This is a genomic window from Nocardiopsis sp. NPDC055879, assembly GCF_053615935.1.
In genome coordinates, this window is sequence record NZ_JBSHCT010000025.1 from 1 (window position 1) to 17,840 (window position 17,840).

The following is a 17,840-nucleotide window of genomic DNA, read 5'->3' on the forward strand; positions in this document are numbered from 1 at the left end:
TGGGTTGGTAGGGGAGCGTCGTGCATCCGGTGAAGCCGCCGAGTGATCGTGTGGTGGAGGGTGTGCGAGTGAGAATGCAGGCATGAGTAGCGATAGCAACGTGAGAAACGTTGCCGCCGATTGACTAAGGGTTCCTGGGGCAGGTTAATCCGCCCAGGGTGAGTCTGGACCTAAGGCGAGGCCGACAGGCGTAGTCGATGGATAACGGGTTGATATTCCCGTACCCGTGCATGAGCGTCCAATACCGAATCAGGTGATGCTAACCACGCCGGCTCTTGGTGTTCCCTTCGGGGAGTGCCTGTGGGCTGGTCTGGGATCCGAGCTTGTAGTAGGTAAGTGATGGGGTGACGCAGGAGGGTAGCTCTACCCGGCGATGGTTGTCCGGGGGTAAGCGTGTAGGCCGAGGGGTAGGCAAATCCGCCTCTCGTTAAGGCTGAGACGTGATGCCGAGCCGTTTTTGGTGAAGTGAGTGATCCCATGCTGTCGAGAAAAGCCTCTAGCGAGTTCGTGTGTGGCCAGTACCCTAAACCGACGCAGGTGGTCAGGTAGAGAATACCGAGGCGTTCGGGTGAACCATGGTTAAGGAACTCGGCAAATTGTCCCCGTAACTTTGGGAGAAGGGGAGCCCTGTCCGGTGAAGGAGTTTTCCTCTGGAGCTGGGTGGGGTCGCAGATAGCGGGGGGAAGCGACTGTTTATTAAAAACACAGGTCCGTGCGAAGTCGTAAGACGCTGTATACGGACTGACGCCTGCCCGGTGCTGGAACGTTAAGAGGACTGGTTAGTGGGTTTCGGCCTGCGAAGCTGGGAATCTAAGCGCCAGTAAACGGCGGTGGTAACTATAACCATCCTAAGGTAGCGAAATTCCTTGTCGGGTAAGTTCCGACCTGCACGAATGGCGTAACGACTTCCCCACTGTCTCAACCATGGGCCCGGTGAAATTGCACTACGAGTAAAGATGCTCGTTTCGCGCAGCAGGACGGAAAGACCCCGGGACCTTCACTATAGCTTGACATTGGTGTTTGGGATGGTTTGTGTAGGATAGGTGGGAGCCGGTGATGTTGTCACGCTAGTGGCGGCGGAGGCGTTGGTGAAATACCACTCTGACTGTTTCGGGCATCTAACTTTGGACCGTGATCCGGTTCGGGGACAGTGTCTGGTGGGTAGTTTAACTGGGGCGGTTGCCTCCTAAAGTGTAACGGAGGCGCCCAAAGGTTCCCTCAGCCTGGTTGGTAATCAGGTGTTGAGTGTAAGTGCACAAGGGAGCTTGACTGTGAGACGGACGTGTCGAGCAGGAGCGAAAGCTGGGACTAGTGATCCGGCACCGGCGTGTGGAAGCGGTGTCGCTCAACGGCTAAAAGGTACCCCGGGGATAACAGGCTGATCTTCCCCAAGAGTCCATATCGACGGGATGGTTTGGCACCTCGATGTCGGCTCGTCGCATCCTGGGGCTGGAGTTGGTCCCAAGGGTTGGGCTGTTCGCCCATTAAAGCGGCACGCGAGCTGGGTTTAGAACGTCGTGAGACAGTTCGGTCCCTATCCGCTGTGCGCGTTGGAGACTTGAGAAGGGCTGTCCCTAGTACGAGAGGACCGGGACGGACGAACCTCTGGTGTGCCAGTTGTTCTGCCAAGGGCATGGCTGGTTTGCTACGTTCGGGATTGATAACCGCTGAAAGCATCTAAGCGGGAAGCTTGCTTCGAGATGAGGTCTCCTGCCTCCTTTGAGAGGGTAAGGCCCCCTGTAGACGACGGGGTTGATAGGCCGGGTGTGGAAGCCCTGTGAGGGGTGGAGCTGACCGGTACTAATAGGCCGAGGGCTTGTCCGCTGCAGATAATTAGGTTGCTCGCGCACATTTTGTTCACGAAATCTTACTCGTGGCTGTGCCCCTTTGGGGGTGTGGTTGTGGGTGTTTGGTTTCCGTGGTGGTTATTGCTGGAGGGTCACACCCGGTCTCATTCCGAACCCGGTCGTTAAGTCTCTTTGCGCTGATGGTACTGCCCTGTGGTGGGGTGGGAGAGTAGGTCGCTGCCACGGTTTTTCTTGGAGGGGGGTCCGCTTGTTGGCGGGCCCCCTTTTTTTGTGTGTGGTGGGGTTGTGTGTGGGGGGTTGTCTTTTTAGGCGGCCCCCTTTTTTTGTTGTGGGTGGGGTGTCTGAGGTGCGGAGTCTTGGGGTTGTTGGGCGTTGCTCGGGTGGTTGGTGGGGCGCCTCAGGTTTCTGGCTCTGAGGGTTGTTGGGCGGGGTGGGGGTGGGTTTCTCCCTCCTTCCCCGCCGCGTGATTGTTGCCGCCCGCACCGCACGCGTCAAGGCAATGTCGGGTTCTGTGACGCTGTGGTGGGTGGCCTTGACCCGCACGGCACGGGCGGCGGTTTGGCGGCTATCGGGGAAGGGGGGAGAGTGGTTGAGGTCCCAACGGCCCCGGGCTTCGCCCGGTCCGGCCGTGGCCGGCCGGATCCCTTCCCCTCCGCCTGGTGTCCTCGTTGAGCGCGTCGCCACTACGTGACGGGTGAGGTCACGAAGCACCCGCTACAGGTGGGACGGGTGGCGAGCCGCGTCCCTGCGGTAGCCGGCTCTGGTCTTCTCAGCGATGATCTTGCTCGTAGCGCCATGTTGGGCGCCCAACATGGCGCTACGGACAAGATCGTTTCTCTTCAGAGCCCCTCCACCGAAACCCTGAGGAGATACTTCCGTGAGAGGTGGCGCCGACCATAAAGGGCAAGGGGGTAGTGGGTAACCCGCAATGGCCACACTGCCCGTGGTGGGGGTGGCGCCGATAGGACAGATGGCCGCCGTAGGGCCGAGGGCGGCACTGTCCAGCCGAGACCCCCGATGGGAGTCATTCTGGCCCCTGGTGATGGCTCCGGGTAGGGGGTTCGTGGGGTTTCTGGCTCTGGGCATGCCGATATCCCCACAGGGCACGGGCCCTTGGGGTCTGACACCCAACCGGGGGTGATCTCGTCGGGGTGGTGTTCCACCTGGTGGAAACGGGTGGTGGTTAGGGGGCGGTGGCTGGGGCTGGCTCCCCCTCACCATCCCCGGACCCGCTGGTCTCGGTGTCCTGGTGGTTCTGGGCGTGGTGGTGTTCCCAGATCTGCCGGTTCACCTTGGCCTGCAACCGGTGCTTGAGCCGATTGTGGGTCGAGCACAGCACCTGCATGTTGTCGGCGCTGGTGGCCCCGCCGTGGGAGAAGGGGACGATGTGGTCGTACTGCGACCAGCTACGCGGCATGTCGCAGCCTTCGTGCCACTCGCAGTAGGGCTTCTTGAACCCGGCCGCTTGACGGACCGGATCGGGGGCGCACCGCTGCTTTCGCCCCACATCCAACAGGGTCCGACCCTGGGCGTCGGTCACGAACCGGCGCAGCCAACTGTGGGGGGTCAGGCGGGCCACCATCTGATCGGGCAACACCACACCATCCTCGGTGGTGGCGGGCTCAGCCGACCCGTCGCCCAGGAAGCGCTTCAGCGGGACGGTGATGTTCAACGTGGCCAACGGTTGGCGGCTCAGGCTGGAGCAACCCCGATGCGTCAGAGCGGTCTCGAAGATCCGCATCATCGCGTCATAAGTGCGCTGATGCTTCGGCATCGCCGCGTTCTCCGGCCCATACGGTTCGGTGTAAGCCTCCAAGGCGGCCTGGATCAGCTCGTTATCGGCCCCCGGCCCCCACATCCGTAGCAGGAACCCACCCTCGAAGGTGGGCGAGAATTGGGCACCCCGGTTCTCGAACGTCGCGTCATAGTCCCGGTCGGCCTTATCCGGATCCAGGCGGGCGACGAACCATTTCGCCGCGTCCCGCAGCTGGCGCACCGAGGCCTGCGGGCATTCCTTCTTATAGGCGATGAGCCCGTATTCTAACCGGGCCCGAAACCCCTCCGCCGAAGGACGCTGGGCACGGAATTCCTCATCCGTTGTTTCGAGGACCTTCGCCCATTCGGTGGTGGCTTTTTCGGTGGAGGTCGCGATGGCGCAGGCTTCACCCAGCGACAGGGCGCTGGTTTGGAAGGCTTCTTCCACCAACGGCAGCTGCTGCTGATGCAACGCTCGGGCGAGGGTGGCGAGGCTCTTGGCCTCGGCCGGGGAGGTGCCCCACTGGTGGGTGATCCACGCTTGGATGCTGCGCTGGCCACCCTCTTCCAACAGGACACCGGTGGTCTCCATGCGGGCCAGGGCGGGCAGCATCCCGTAGCGGATCCGGTCTGTTTCCTGGTTGAGGCGGCCGAACTGGGCGAGCACCTCGGTTTCGCACCCGGACGGGATATCCCGTTCGGAGAATTCCACCGCCATCTCCCGCGCACCCGCCATCGCCTTATCGACCGGGGTGTTCCCGGTCGGGCGCGGTGCGTGGGGAGGAAAGCTCATGCTCTGATTATATGCGAACACCCCCAAGAATGGCAGGCCTACCCGCGAGTTTATTGACCGAATTCTGGGGCCGGTATTCCTATCATACGAGGACCCCTGTTTCGGGTTGCCCGCAACCCCTTTTCGCTATGGTCGGATCCGTCTATCGCGGAGATACTCCTGGCGAATTCGAGGGAAGGGGCTCTGAATGGAAACGATCTTGCTCCTAGCGCCATGTTGGGCGCCCAAATGGGCGCTAGGAGCAAGATCATCGCTGTGAAGACCAGGGCCGGCTACCGCGGGGACGCGGCCCGCCCCGTGCCCCACCTGTAGCGGGCTCTTCGTGACCGGGCCGGTCACGTAGTGGCGACGCGCCCCACGAGGACACCAGAGGGAGGGGGAGGGATCCGGCCGGCTACGGCCGGAGTGGGCCGAAGGCCCACAGGGCCCGTTGGGACCTCAACCACTCTCCCCCCTTCCCCGATAGCCGCCAAACCGCCGCCCGTGCCGTGCGGGTCAAGGCCACCCACCACAGCGTCACAGCACTCAACATTGCCTTGACGCGTGCGGTGCGGGCGGCAACAATCACGCGGCGGGGAAGGAGGGAGAACCCACCCCCACCCCGCCCGACCACCGGCAGGTTCTCTACCTGAGGCGCCCCACCAGCAGACGTTGGGCAGCACGAAACCGGTGGTACCCAAGCTCCCCCTATATCAAGAGGAACATGCTGGGAGCTCCCGGAGCCACTGGAGATCGGTGGGCTGTGGATAAGTGCACGGTGGGGATATACCGCATTGGTGATCTGGGTTCATCCCATGTCGTAAGCTGGAGGATACGAGTACTACTATGCGCTGCTACTGGTCAAGGTGGCAGCGCTTTTGAATGTTGACGGACGGGTTCGATGACTGAGGAAAGCCGATCGGGAGACCGCGAGGACTCCGGAGCACACGACCACAGCGGTAACGGCTCCGGTGGGCCTGGCGGACGCGGGCGCGGTGACGACTCCCGCTCCCGGTCCGGCTACAGGGGATCCCGGGACGATCGCCGGGATGATCGTCGTGGTGGTGGGAACCAGGGTGACCGTCGTGGTGGTGGTTATCAGGGTGGCCGGGGCCAGGACCGGGATCGTCGTGGTGGTGGGTTCCGGGGTGAGCGGGATCGTCGCGATGACCGGGGTGGTTATGGGCGTCGTGATGATCGTCCTGGCGCCAGTGCGGGTGGCGGTGGCGGCCGTGACTTCCGTCGGGACGACCGTCGCGATGACCGACGTGACGACCGACGTGGTCCCCGTGAGGAGCGGGACCCGGCGGACCTCGCTCCGCCGCTGCCGGATGAGGCCACCTACAACCAGATCGACCCGGAGACCAAGCGCGATCTGCACTCGCTGCCCAAGTCCCTGGCCGAGCTGATCGGCAAGCACATCGTGGCCGCCGGCCTGTTCGTCGACGAGGACCCCGAGAGGGCCTACAAGCACGCCGCCTACGCCCGCCGCAAGGCCTCTCGCCTGCCGACGGTCCGTGAGGCCTCCGGCATCGCCGCCTACACGGTCGGCAAGTGGCAGGAGGCCCTCTCAGACCTGCGCGCGGCGCGGCGGATGAGCGGTCGGGACACCTTCCTGGCGGTCATGGCGGACTGCGAACGTGGTCTGGGCCGGCCGGAGCGGGCGCTGGAGATCACCAACGACCCGGCCGGGAAGGACCTGGACACCGCGGACCGGATCGAGTTGCGCATTGTGGCCGCCGGTGCCCGTAGGGACATGGGTGACGTCAAGGCCGCGCTGGCCGAGCTGCAGGTGCCGGAGCTCAAGGAACGCCGTGCCCGTCCGTACGTGGCCCGGTTGTTCTACGCCTACGCCGACGTCCTGGAGGAGCTGGGCCGTACCGATGACGCCCGCGAGTACTTCGCCCGGGCCTCTTCGGTGGACCGCGAGGGCATGACCGACGCCGACGAGCGTCTGGCCGCGCTGGAGGGCGTGGAACTGGTCGACCACGACGTCGAGGACGGCGTTGTCTGGACCGACGTCGAGGAGGACGCGGACCAGGCGGCGGAGGAGGCTGAGGAACGTAGGGGTCGGGACTGACCTTCCCCGAACCGATCGATGCGCCGTCGGGTGGTGAGAAGCCACTCGGCGGCGCCGTCGTGCGTCTGGGGGAGGTGCCCGCCGAGTACGACTCGGTGGTGTGCCTGACCTACCTGGGGGAGCGTCCCTTGATGGTCCGCAATCGTGAACGGGCCTGGGAGTTCCCCGGCGGGCATCGGGAGCCGGGGGAGGGGATCTCCGACACGGCTCGCCGTGAGGTGTGGGAGGAGGCCGGTGCCACCCTCGGGGAGATCCGGGTGGTGGGTCACTACGTGCTGGCCAAGGGGCACACCACGGTGGTCACCCACGCCCGGGTGCGCGAGTTGGAGCCGTTGACCGGCCGTTTCGAGACCAGCGAGGTGCGCGCCTTCGACCGGCTACCGGCCGACGATGAGTTGTCCTGGGCGGATGGTCTGTACGCGCACCTGCTCCGGATCCTGGACCTGCCCGGGGCGCCCTAGGGTTCAGGGCCTGCGGTAGGTCTGCTCGCTGCCGATGACGCCGTACCCGAGCCGGTCGTTGATGGCGAGCATGGGTTCGTTGTCGGCGTGGTTACCGGTGTAGGCGTACCGGATGCCCTTCTCCCGTGCGCGGTGCAGTGCCGTGGTCTTGGTGTAGGCGGCCAGCCCACGCTTTCGGTACTCGCGCAAGGTACCGGTCATCCCCGATTCCATTCGGCCGGTGCCGTCCGAGTTGTAGCAGGAGATCGCCACGGGGACCCCGTCCAGCAGGAGCGCCAGGCTGAGGTCGCGGTCGGCCAGCGGGTTGCCCCACAGGATGCGGACCCAGTCCTCGTAGGGCAGGAATCCGTCGTCGAGGCCTCCGGGTTCGTCTTCGCTGGTGGCCTTGTCGATCTCGTAGATGGGGCGGGGGTCGTCGTCGAACTCCCGGAGGGTACGCAGTTCAGCGCCCTCGGGGGTGGGCGGAGCTTCCGGGAGCGTGGTCAGGTCCAGGCCGAGGATCTGGGCGCTTTCGGCGAGTTCGTACCCGCGGTCCAGGATCGCCCGTCGGAAGCCCTCCCCGCCGACCTGGACGTTCTCCTCGGCGGCGTCGGCGCCCAAGAGGTCGGCGCCACCGTCGACCAGGCGCCGTTCGGAGGTTTCCAGCAGCCGAGCGGGGAGGTCCCCGTGGACGAAGCGCGGTGCCACGGCGGCCATGTACGACTGCCCGTGCGTTCGCCCGTTCTCGCCCTCGTACAGACGGGAGAGGACGTGTCCGACCACTTGATCGCCCTCCACCGCGACGAAGCGTTGATCCCGGAAGTAGGTCAAGGGCCGGTCGAAGCGCTCCGTGAGGAGGGCCTCGGTGAGCACCAGGCAGGGGTAGGACGTCCGGATGAGCGCGAACGTTCCGGGGATGTCCGTGCGGCGCATCGGACGGATCTCGATCGTCATGCCGGGGACACTACGTCGCGGCCCCCTCGGGGCGCATCCGGTTTTTCTCGCTTCAAGCGCGTTCCTCTTCGGCCTTCCTCGCGGTGTCGGCCTGCTCTTGGGCGAGCCGGTCCAGCCAGTGCACGATCCCACCGACGTTGGCCTCGGCGCCGCTGAGGATGTCGAGTACCGCGGCGGCGTCGGGTGAGGCGTCCGGGGGCAGTGGCTTGTACCGGGAGATCACCTTGTCCTTGACCATGGCCACGGCGTGATCCAGGTCCCCACCGGTGTCCTGGGAGTCGCGGACGGTCTCCACCCACAGGCGTAGTTCGCGCTCGGCCCGGTCGAGTTTCTCGCCGACCCCGTCCACCGCGCCGAAGTGGGAGAACATCAGGCGCTGGGCGCCGATGTCACCGAACAGACGCAGCGTGCCCAGGCAGGCGTTCATGTCGAAGTCCGGCGGCGGGGTGGCGGGACGCAGGTCGCCGGTGAGTGGGTTGTACACGCCGAGGGCGTCGCCGACGTAGAGGTCGCCGGTGGCGGTGTCGACCAGACCCATGTGGTGCTTGGCGTGGCCGGGCGCGTAGTGCGATACGAGTTTGCGTCCCGCGCCGAGGTCGATCTCGCCGGTCTCGGCGACCGAACGGATTCGGGTCGCCTCGGTGGGACGCATGTGCCCGAAGAGGGTCTCCAACCGGTCGCCCCACACCATCTTGGCGCTGGCCATGAGCCGGCTGGGGTCGGCCAGGTGCCGGGCGCCGCGTTCGTGCACCACGATCTCGGCGTTGGGGAACAGTGCCGCCATGTCGCCGGTGCCGCCGGCGTGGTCCAGGTGGATGTGCGTGACCACGATGGTGGCCAGGTCGTCGGGGGACAGACCGAGTCGGATGACGGCGTCGCGCAGGACCGGGGCGGATCCGGCGGTGCCGACCTCCACGATGCAGGGCCGTTCGGTGCGGATGAGGTAGGCGGACACCACCCCCGGGTACCCGGCCAGCATCGTGTCGATGGCGTAGATCTCGTCGCCCAAGGGGATGATCCCCTCGGGCAGGTCGTCGGTGTTCACGTCTTTGTGCACGTCCGAGCACCCTTCTTCTACCGTTGCGGACCGAACCCGACTCTAGGGCACGGGGCCTGGACGGTCCTGTGTCGGGGGTCACCTGGGGCTCGGGTTATCCACAGATTCTCGAACGGTCTTTTCTCGCATCCTGCCGGCGGGGATCCTGGAATCAGTGCGCGCACCAGGTCACCCTCTACCGGGAAGGTTCCTCGTGCTCATCCGGAAACCCTCAGAAACCAAGGACACGACCAAGACCACGATCACGACCGAGGCCACGACAAAGGATCAGGGCCATCTCAACCAGGTGTTGGTGGTCGGGCGGATCACCGCCGCGCCGACCGTACGCGAACTGCCCAGCGGGGATCGGTTGGTCTCCTGGCGGATCGGGGTGGTCCGCCCCGAGGATCCGCGGCGTCCTGGGCATCGGCTGGACTCGCTGACCCTGGTCTCCTTCGAGGATTCGATGGTGGACCGGGTCCGGGAGTACCGGACGGGGGAGGTGGTCCGGGCGTCAGGGGCTCTGCGTCGTCGGATCTGGCGCGGCCCACAGGGGGTGCGCAGCATCCTGGAGGTCGAGGTGAGCACCGTCGCCATCGAACGGAGGCCCGTGGGGTGAGGCTCCTACCTACCAGCCCAGGACCCGAAGGGCGGCGGCCACCGACTCTCCGGTGGGGTCGATGGAGTCGTCGGCCCACACCGCGTCGCACAGGGCCCGCAGTCCGTCCAGCCGGTCACCGTTTCCGGACAGCTCGACCGCACCCGTGCCGGTGGTGGCGGTCCAACCACCGCACACCGACCGGTCGCCTTCTCGCCGTGGGCCGGGGTGGGTCTCGTTCATCCCCGACACGTCCCAGGACAGGTAACGGGGACGCTGATGGGGCGGGGCGGCCACCAGGTCGCGGGGTGTGACGACCCCGGACAGCACCAGCAGTCCGGCCGCGCCGTGGGTGGTGGCGCCCTCGATGTCGGTGTCCAACCGGTCGCCGACGATCAACGGGTCGGTGGCCCCGGTGCGGAGCATCCCCTCTTCGTGCAGGGGGCGCATGGGCTTGCCGGCGATCACCGGTTCCACTCCGGTGGCGTGCGCGATGACGCGTACGAAGGATCCGTTGGCGGGGGTGATGCCCCACTCGCCGGGGGCGGTGGCGTCGGCGTTGCTCGCCACGTAGTAGGCGCCGCGCGCCACCGCCAGCGCGCCCTGGTCGAGGAGTTCGCGGTTCATGGTGCGGGAGAAGCCCTGGACCACGGCCACCGTCGAGGTGTCGGCGATGGTGACGGGCCGCAGCCCCATACGACGTACCGCTTGCCGCAGCCCGGTGTCGCCGACCACGAGGACGTCCGAACCGGAGGGGAAACGCTCGGCGATCAGTCGGGCGGCGGCCTCCGCGGAGGTGACGACGTCCTCGGGGGCGGCCGGCACGCCCAGGTGGGTGAGGTGTTCGGCGATCCGAGCGGGGGTGCGTCCGGCGTTGTTGGTGACGAAGGCGACCTTGACTCCGGCGGCGCGTGCCTTGCCGATCGCCTCGGGTGCGGCGGGGACGGCTTCGGCACCGATGTAGACCACGCCGTCCAGGTCCAGGAGCATCGCGTCGTGGAGCTCGTTGAGCGGGCGGTCTGCTGCCTGGAGGGACATGGAGGTCGGCCCGTCTTTCCGTGTGGTGATGGTGGTCGCTTCCAGGCTAGGCGGCTCCGCCCCGCGGGGCCTCCCCACGGGGTGTGTGGTCCGTCGCAGCCGGGGCGCGGTGTTCGGTCAACCAGTCGGTGGCGAAGCGCACCGCCTCGGCGAGGGGGAAAAGGCGTGCGGTGGCGGCGCCCACGGTGTCGACCGTGACCGTGCCCGTTCGTTCCAGGTCCGTGCCCAGGGCGGCGAAGTCGTCGGCGTCGAAGGCGATGTCCTGGACGCTCAGCCAGGTCCGATCGCCATCGGGGGTTCGGACGGCGCAGGAGGTGTCGGCCCGGGCCGGGTTCGGTACCCGGTATTCGGCCAGATGGAAGGTGGTGCAGGTGTCGTAGCCGACACCTAATAGCAGGACGTGGGCGCCGAAGTCCGCCAACCTGGCCAGGGGCGATTCCTCGCCCAGGGCCGAGCCGAGCGGGTGGGGACGCATGAGGTGGTGGGCGTGGGGGCCCAACGCCGCGAAGGAGGTCTGCGGATGGGGGCTGCGTACCGCTCCCGGCCAGGTGCGCACCATCTCCGAGATCCGACCCATGTGGGCGCCGGGGGTGGCGAGGGGGTCGAACGCGGGTGTGTGTTCGCGGATGGTCGGCCACCAAGACTCGGGCACCGGCGGGTTCCGCCAGCCGGAGGGGTCGGTGTTGTCCGAGGTCTGGGTGGGCACCACCAGGGTCCCTCGGGGGCCGACCGCGTCCATCAGGGCCTGCACCACGGCCTGCTCGGCGCCGCACACCCACCCCAGGGAGCCGAGGGAGGAGTGCACGAGGAGGGAGTCGCCTCGGCGTACACCCAACCGGGCCAGGTCTCGGGCCAGGAGTACACGGGTCTGGGGGTGGTCGACGGGCATGTCCGTGTTCTCCTCTGCCGGGGTGGGAACACCCAGCGTGGCAGGGGGTGCGCGCCGGCGACAGAGGTTTTCTCGATGCCTTCGGCGACCGGGGCGCACCCTGGTCGCCCGTGCGGGTCAGTCCAGAACCCGCATGACCAGGCCGGTGCGGGGTTTGGGTCCGAAGGAGGTGGATTTTCGGGGGGTGAGCTCGCCGCGGTCGGCGACGGCGTAGACCTGCTCCACCCGCAGTGGGGGCACGATGATCGCGGTGCCCCGTTCGGTGCGGGCGACGGCGATCGCTTCGGCCGGGTCGTCGTGCACCATGCGCACCTGTTCCTCGGGGACGCCCCACAGGGGTAGCAGGACCCGGTGCAGGGCGGCGGTGCTCAGGTGTCGCCACTGCGCCGAGCGTTCGGGCATGGCCCGTGACAGTGCTCGGTCGGTGAAGTCGTGCACCAGGTGGGCGGTGCCGTCGGGGGCGGCCACGATCAGGGCGGGGGAGTCCACGCCGTCCAGGTGGGTGGGGCCCGCGTCGGGAAGGGGGGAGACGGTGGCGACGGCGCGGGCCTGGTCCAGTGCCCGCGCGGTGTCCAGTCCGGGCAGGACGCGGTGGATGGCACCGAGCCGGGGCGGGTGGGTGTCACTGTCCACCAGCAGCGCCAGGCCGTGCCGCCAGGCGGGATCGGTGTGTTCGTCGCGCAGGCGTCGGTAGGCGGAGTAGCGGTGGTGTCCGTCGGCGATCAGGGCCGTGCGGGGAGCCAGGTCCTGGGCGACGCGGTGGTGGACGGCCGGGTCGGTGATCGCCCACAGGCGGTGTCGGGCTCCGTCGCCGGTGCGGGTGGAGATCAGTGGTGTGCCCTGGGCGGCGGCCTCGGCGGCGGTGGAGGCGGCTCCGCCCTCGCCCCGGTAGACCAGGAAGATCGGTTCGAGGTTGGCGCGGGCGGCGCCCATCAGCAGGAAGCGGTCGAGTACGGGGGGTTCGGCCACGTCCTCGTGCGGGCGGACCGCCGGTGTCGCCTCTTGGTCCTCGGGGAGTCCGAGGGCTCCGATGAGTCCGCGTTGGAGACGGCCGTCGGGGGTGATCTGCTCGTACACGTACAGGGCCGGTTCGGGGTCCTGGGCGAGATAACCGTCGTCGATCCAGCTGCGCAGCAGGGTGGCGGCGCCGCGGTAGCGGTGGGCGGCGGCGTCCTGGCGGGACAATTCGAAGGGGAGTGTGACCCTGGCCGCGTTGTGCGGGTCGGAGCGTTGGAGTTCCCGCGCCTCTCGGGCGTCGGGGATGTCGTAGGGCGGGGCCAGGAGTCGGGAGACGTCGAAACCATCGTCGATGAAGCGGTCGACGTCGGGCGCGGCGTAGCGGAGGCCGCGGAAGGGGGCCAGGTCAAGGGATTGGCGTGGCATCTCAGAAAGGTATCGTCCCGGCGGGCGGGCCGGGGCACCGCCCGGGATCAGAGCAGACGGCGCAGGCGCAGCAGGTCGCCGAAGCTCGCGTCGATCTTCAGACGGCGACCGAACAGGGCCTTGGCGGGGTCCAGGCGTTCCTCGGACAGGGCGACGAAGTCCTCGCTCGAAACGGTCACCGTGACCTGGGGTCCGGGGCCCGGCGTGGAGCGCGGGCGGTGGGTGACGTCGGTGAGGCCGTCGACGGTCAGGCACATGTCGAAGGCGGTGTCCAGGTCGGGGACGATCACGCTCACGGTGCGTTCGCGGATGTGCCTGCGGCGCCGTTCGAGGGGTTCTCGCAGGAGGCGCTCGTTTGCCCGGGCGATGCTTTCGAGGCACGCGTCGATGCTGCTCATCGGATCATGATGCCGTATCGGCGCGGAGATCGTCCGTTCGCGTGTCACCGGGACCGTGGGAACGGTAGCGTTGGCGTCGTCCCCCGGAACGAGGCCCCTCCCTCACCCGCGCCCTCTTTTCGTTCGTTTTCTCCCGCGGTCCCATCAAGGAGCACGTCATCATGGTCGTCGACGCGGTACGCACCTACCTCGATGCCGCCAATGGCCTCACCGAACTCTCTCGTAAGGAGGCGGTGGCGGCCGCCAAGGCGTTGTTGCGGGCCGGTGGCGCCAACGGCGCACCGGTCCCTTCGGTGGACGCCGCTCAGGGTCCGCCGCCGCGAGTGGGGCAGAACATCCAGGCGTTGGCGGGTGAGCTGATCGAGACCAGTCAGGCGAACCGGGCGGCCATCGCCGATCTGGTGCGCGCCGAGGTGGGGCGTGCCCTGGAGGAGTTGGACGTGGTGCCGCGCGCCGAGCACGACCGGTTGGTGCGCAGGGTCGCGGAGTTGGAGCGTCGCCTGGGTGCCAGGTACGCCGTGGAGCGGGTGCCCGGCCGGCTGGAGCCGGTGGCCGAGGAGGAGACCTCGAAGGCGGAGCCCGCCGAGCCCGACCCCGTCCCCGAGCCCGTGGAGGGCCCCGCCGACGAGGCCGAGCCCGTGAGCGAGCCCGAGCCCGAGTCCGCTCCCACCGAGCAGCCGGCCTCTCCCAGCGCCAAGACCGGTACCGGGACCAAGACCGCCACCAAGCCCACGGCCAAGAACACCCGTGCGCGCTCCACCGCCAAACGCACCACCAAGGGCAAGAGCGCCAAGAAGTGAACGAACGATAGTGTCGGGACGTGAGCGAGGGACGGGGGTCGTATGGGCGCCGACGAGCAGGCCGAGGCTTTGGCCGAACAGACCCTTCGGGCTACCAGGGAACGGTTGGCCGGGCTGGACGAGGTGCCCACGCACGAACACGTGGCGGTCTTCGACACCCTGCAACAGGAGTTGTCCGGTGTGCTCGGTGCGCTCGGGCAGGGGTCCCAGAGCGGGCGATAATGCCCGGTACCCTAGGTGACCATGGCAAAACGTAGTCGGCTCGACGCGGAACTGGTCCGCCGCGGTCACGCACGCTCCCGCGGTCACGCGGCCGAGATGATCGAGGGCGGATTCGTTCTCGTGTCCGGGATGGCCGCCTCCAAGGCCGCCACCCAGATCGGGACCGACCAGCCCATCGTGGTGCGCACACCCTCCGAGGAACCGACCTACGTCTCCCGTGGGGCGCACAAGCTCGTCGGCGCGCTGGACGCGTTCGAGCTCTCGGTGAAGGGGCGCCGCGCCCTGGACGCCGGCGCCTCCACCGGCGGGTTCACCGACGTGCTGTTGCGAAGAGGCGTCGAACGTGTCACCGCGGTCGACGTCGGTTACGGGCAACTGGCCTGGTCGTTGCGCAGCGACGATCGGGTCGAGGTGATGGAGCGCGTCAACGTCCGCGAACTCACCCCCGAGCAGATCTCCGAGCCTCGCCCCGACCTGGTGGTGGGCGATCTGTCGTTCATCTCCCTGAAGCTGGTGTTGGGTCCGCTGCGCGGGTGCGTCGACCCGGCCGCTGATTTCGTGATGATGGTCAAACCCCAGTTCGAGGTAGGCAAGGACCGGGTGGGCGCCGGCGGTGTGGTGCGTGAGCCGGCGCTGCGGGCCGAGGCCGTGTCCGACGTGGCCGCGCACGCCCTCACCTTGGGTCTTGGGGTGGTCGACGTGGCCGCGAGCCCCCTCCCCGGCCCCTCGGGCAACGTCGAGTACTTCCTGTGGATGCGGGCCGGTGCCGACCCGTTGGACCCCGCCCGACTCGAACGGGCGATCGAGGAGGGACCGGCCTGAGGGCGTGGCCCATGGTCGTAAGTGTCCGGTAGCGTGACCCGGCCGGGTCCGGGCGAGGCATCCGGTCGGTACCAGTGCTCCCGACCGGGGAGTGAATGTAAGGGGACGGCGATGACCGGCGGACGCAGTGTTCTGCTGCTGGCCCATACCGGTAGACCCGCGGCTGTGCGCAGCGCACGGTTGGTCCACGAAAGGCTCAGCGGGGCCGGGCTGACCGTTCGCATGCTCAAGAGCGAGCTGGAGAACCTGGCGGCCGAGGGTTGTGAGTTGTCCCCGGTGGAACCGGTGGAGGGCCCCCACGCCGCCGAGGGGGTGGAACTGGTCATGGTCCTGGGCGGTGACGGCACCCTTTTGCGGGCGGCCGAGATCGCCCGCCCCGCCGGGGCGCCGCTGCTCGGGGTCAACCTCGGGCACGTCGGGTTCCTTGCCGAGGCCGAACGCGAGGACCTGGGCGCCACGGTGCGCAGTGTGGTCCGACGCGAGTACGTCGTCGAGGAGCGCATGACCCTGGACGTGGCGGTCTTCAACGGAGGCCGTGGTGACGGGGCGCCCCCGGTGCGTTCCTGGGCGCTCAACGAGGCGACCTTGGAGAAGGCCGACACCCGCCGGATGTTGGAGATGGTCCTGGAGGTGGACGGGCGCCCCCTGTCCAGCTGGGGTTGTGACGGTGTGGTGTGCGCGACCCCCACCGGTTCCACCGCGCACGCCTTCTCCGCGGGTGGTCCCGTGGTGTGGCCGGACGTGGAGGCGTTGCTGGTCGTGCCGATCAGCGCGCACGCTTTGTTCGCCCGCCCCCTGGTGGTGGGCCCGGACGCGACCGTGGCGCTGGAGGTGTTGCCGGACACCACGCCGGGCGTGCTCTGGTGTGATGGACGGCGTATGGTCGAATTGCCCGCGGGGGCACGAATCGAGATCACCCGTGCCGATACGCCTGTTCGTCTGGCCCGGCTGCACCGCGCGCCGTTCACCGACCGGTTGGTGGCCAAGTTCGGTCTGCCGGTCACCGGGTGGCGGGGACGCGCCGGTCGCGAACGTTGAACGACTATTGCAGGAGAGGGTTCGGTGCTCGAAGAAGTCCGCATCCAAGGCCTCGGTGTCATCGACGACGCCGTGTTGGAGCTGTCACCGGGTTTGACCGTGGTCACCGGTGAGACCGGCGCGGGTAAGACCATGGTCGTCACGGGGCTGGGACTGCTCTTCGGTGGGCGTGCCGATCCCCAGCGGGTCCGGCCGGGTGCCGACCGGGCGGTGGTCGAGGGTCGGTTGACGGTGCCCGAGGGCGGTCGGGTGGCCACCCGGGTGTTCGAGGCCGGTGGCGACATCGACGACGACGTACTGATCCTGAACCGGACGGTGTCGGCGGAGGGGCGTTCGCGCGCGACCATGGGCGGTCGTTCCGCGCCGGTGAGCCTGTTGGCCTACCTCGCCGATGACCTGGTGGCGGTGCACGGTCAGTCCGACCAGCAGCGTCTGCTGCGCTCGGACCGTCAGCGTTCGTCGTTGGACCGGTTCGCCGGTGACGAGTTGGCCAAGGCGATGAAGCGTTACTCGGTGGCCTATCGGCGCCACCGCGAGATCTCGGCCGAGCTGGAGGAGTTGGTGGAGCGGGCGCGTGAGCGCGCCCAGGAGGCCGACCTGCTCCGGTTCGGGGTGGAGGAGATCGCCGCCGCCGAGCCGTTGCCGGGTGAGGACGCCGAGTTGCTCGCCGAGGAGACGCGGTTGGCGCACGCCGACGGGTTGCGGGTGGCGTCCACCACCGCGCACGAGGCGCTCACCGGGGACCCTGCCGCCGCGGAGGTGCAGGCCGACGTGGTGGGGTTGTTGTCGGCGGCGCGTCAGGCGGTGGCCTCGGTCAGCGAGCACGACCCGGACCTGGCCGCGATCGGTGGCCGGTTGGACGAGGCGTCCTACATCATCACCGACGCCGCCACCGAGCTGGCGTCCTATTCGGAGTCGGTGGACGCCGACCCGGGCAGGCTGGCGGAGGTGCAGGAGCGTCGTTCCCTGCTCACCCAGCTTTCGCGCAAGTACGGCGCGACCACCGATGAGGTGTTGACCTGGGCGGAGAACGCGGCCAAGCGGTTGGCGGACCTGGACGGCGACGACGAGCGCATCGATGCATTGCGCGCCGAGACCGAGGACCTGGCCGCCCGTATGGACGAGGCGGCCGGTGAGCTCACCGGGATCCGTGAGGTGGCGGCCGAGCGGTTCGGTACGGCGGTCACCGAGGAGCTGATCGCGCTGGCGATGCCGCACGCGCGGGTGAGCGTGCGCATCACCACCGGTGAGGAGTTCGGTTCGCACGGGCGCGATGAGGTGGAACTGCTGCTGGCCCCGCATCCGAGTTCGCCTCCGTTGCCGCTGAACAAAGGCGCTTCCGGTGGTGAGCTCTCGCGGGTGATGCTGGCCATCGAGGTGGTCTTCGCGGGCTCCGACCCGGTCCCCACGTTCGTGTTCGACGAGGTGGACGCGGGCGTGGGTGGTAAGGCGGCCGTGGAGATCGGGCGGCGTCTGGCCCGCTTGGCCCAGCGTGCCCAGGTGATCGTGGTCACGCACCTGCCTCAGGTGGCGGCGTTCGCCGACGCCCATCTGGTGGTGGAGAAGTCCACGGAGGGTCTGGTCATCGAGAGCGGTGTGGTGCTGCTGGATCGGGCCGGCCGTGTGCGTGAGCTCTCGCGGATGCTCGCGGGTCTGGAGGACTCGGAGTTGGGGCGGGCGCACGCCGAGGAGTTGCTGGGTAACGCCGACCCCGAGCGGGCCTACCCGGCGGCCTGAACGATCGGCTCGACCTTCGCCGGTGCCCGGAATCCGGGCACCGGCGGTGTTTTGTCCTGAAAACGCCGTT

At 67.9% G+C, this 17,840-nt stretch carries 15 protein-coding genes and 2 rRNA genes; 10 read left to right on the forward strand and 7 right to left on the reverse strand.

Features of this window, described 5'->3' with window-relative positions; genetic code table 11:
* Positions 1-1,824, forward strand: a 23S ribosomal RNA gene (locus ACWGKS_RS24670); the annotation flags it as partial.
* 93 nt (positions 1,825-1,917) lie between these two features.
* Positions 1,918-2,033: ribosomal RNA gene (gene rrf, locus ACWGKS_RS24675) — 5S ribosomal RNA — on the forward strand.
* A 958-nt stretch (positions 2,034-2,991) separates the two neighbouring features.
* On the opposite strand, the gene ACWGKS_RS24680 is transcribed toward rrf, so the two are convergent.
* Positions 2,992-4,356: a DUF222 domain-containing protein gene (locus ACWGKS_RS24680; RefSeq protein ID WP_452524190.1), complete on the reverse strand. Its 1,365-nt coding sequence runs from the start codon at positions 4,354-4,356 to the stop codon at positions 2,992-2,994.
* Between the two features lie 880 nt (positions 4,357-5,236).
* Here ACWGKS_RS24680 and ACWGKS_RS24685 point away from each other — a divergent pair.
* Both ACWGKS_RS24685 and ACWGKS_RS24690 read left to right on the forward strand, forming a co-directional pair.
* Positions 5,237-6,415, forward strand: coding sequence for a tetratricopeptide repeat protein (locus ACWGKS_RS24685; protein WP_452524192.1), 1,179 nt, complete (start codon positions 5,237-5,239; stop codon positions 6,413-6,415).
* 59 nt (positions 6,416-6,474) lie between these two features.
* Positions 6,475-6,876: an NUDIX domain-containing protein gene (locus tag ACWGKS_RS24690; protein WP_452456071.1), complete on the forward strand. Its 402-nt coding sequence runs from the start codon at positions 6,475-6,477 to the stop codon at positions 6,874-6,876.
* 3 nt (positions 6,877-6,879) lie between these two features.
* Here the strand turns inward: ACWGKS_RS24690 and ACWGKS_RS24695 are convergent, their stop codons facing one another.
* Positions 6,880-7,809 (reverse strand): GNAT family N-acetyltransferase, encoded by a 930-nt coding sequence (locus ACWGKS_RS24695; protein WP_452524194.1) that lies wholly within the window; start codon positions 7,807-7,809, stop codon positions 6,880-6,882.
* A 52-nt stretch (positions 7,810-7,861) separates the two neighbouring features.
* Positions 7,862-8,788, reverse strand: coding sequence for an MBL fold metallo-hydrolase (locus ACWGKS_RS24700; RefSeq protein WP_452524223.1), 927 nt, complete (start codon positions 8,786-8,788; stop codon positions 7,862-7,864).
* 271 nt (positions 8,789-9,059) lie between these two features.
* On the opposite strand from ACWGKS_RS24700, the gene ACWGKS_RS24705 reads away from it, so the two are divergent.
* Positions 9,060-9,464, forward strand: coding sequence for a single-stranded DNA-binding protein (locus ACWGKS_RS24705; protein ID WP_358510495.1), 405 nt, complete (start codon positions 9,060-9,062; stop codon positions 9,462-9,464).
* 9 nt (positions 9,465-9,473) lie between these two features.
* On the opposite strand, the gene ACWGKS_RS24710 is transcribed toward ACWGKS_RS24705, so the two are convergent.
* The 4 genes from ACWGKS_RS24710 to ACWGKS_RS24725 all read right to left on the reverse strand — a co-directional run bounded on the left by ACWGKS_RS24710 (position 9,474) and on the right by ACWGKS_RS24725 (position 13,151).
* Complete coding sequence (locus ACWGKS_RS24710) at positions 9,474-10,481, reverse strand: HAD-IIA family hydrolase (protein ID WP_358510498.1); 1,008 nt, start codon at positions 10,479-10,481, stop codon at positions 9,474-9,476.
* A gap of 46 nt (positions 10,482-10,527) precedes the next feature.
* A complete protein-coding gene (locus ACWGKS_RS24715; RefSeq protein ID WP_358510501.1) occupies positions 10,528-11,370 on the reverse strand; it encodes an aminoglycoside N(3)-acetyltransferase in 843 nt (280 codons plus the stop codon).
* 117 nt (positions 11,371-11,487) lie between these two features.
* Positions 11,488-12,753, reverse strand: a complete 1,266-nt coding sequence (locus ACWGKS_RS24720) for a DUF1015 domain-containing protein (RefSeq protein ID WP_452524197.1) — start codon at positions 12,751-12,753, stop codon at positions 11,488-11,490.
* A 47-nt stretch (positions 12,754-12,800) separates the two neighbouring features.
* A complete protein-coding gene (locus tag ACWGKS_RS24725; protein WP_358510507.1) occupies positions 12,801-13,151 on the reverse strand; it encodes an SCP2 sterol-binding domain-containing protein in 351 nt (116 codons plus the stop codon).
* A gap of 161 nt (positions 13,152-13,312) precedes the next feature.
* On the opposite strand from ACWGKS_RS24725, the gene ACWGKS_RS24730 reads away from it, so the two are divergent.
* From ACWGKS_RS24730 to recN, 5 genes are all read left to right on the forward strand, one after another.
* Positions 13,313-13,951: a membrane fusogenic activity family protein gene (locus ACWGKS_RS24730; protein ID WP_452524199.1), complete on the forward strand. Its 639-nt coding sequence runs from the start codon at positions 13,313-13,315 to the stop codon at positions 13,949-13,951.
* A gap of 42 nt (positions 13,952-13,993) precedes the next feature.
* Positions 13,994-14,173 carry a hypothetical protein gene (locus ACWGKS_RS24735; protein ID WP_358510513.1) on the forward strand — a complete coding sequence of 60 codons (180 nt, stop codon included), beginning with the start codon at positions 13,994-13,996 and terminating at the stop codon, positions 14,171-14,173.
* 21 nt (positions 14,174-14,194) lie between these two features.
* Positions 14,195-14,995, forward strand: a complete 801-nt coding sequence (locus ACWGKS_RS24740; protein WP_358510516.1) for a TlyA family RNA methyltransferase — start codon at positions 14,195-14,197, stop codon at positions 14,993-14,995.
* A 111-nt stretch (positions 14,996-15,106) separates the two neighbouring features.
* The gene (locus ACWGKS_RS24745; RefSeq protein WP_358510519.1) at positions 15,107-16,033 is read left to right on the forward strand and encodes an NAD kinase; all 927 of its coding nucleotides are present in this window, start codon (positions 15,107-15,109) and stop codon (positions 16,031-16,033) included.
* A gap of 24 nt (positions 16,034-16,057) precedes the next feature.
* Positions 16,058-17,770 carry a DNA repair protein RecN gene (gene recN, locus ACWGKS_RS24750; protein ID WP_358510522.1) on the forward strand — a complete coding sequence of 571 codons (1,713 nt, stop codon included), beginning with the start codon at positions 16,058-16,060 and terminating at the stop codon, positions 17,768-17,770.
* The last annotated feature ends 70 nt before the right edge of the window (positions 17,771-17,840 follow it).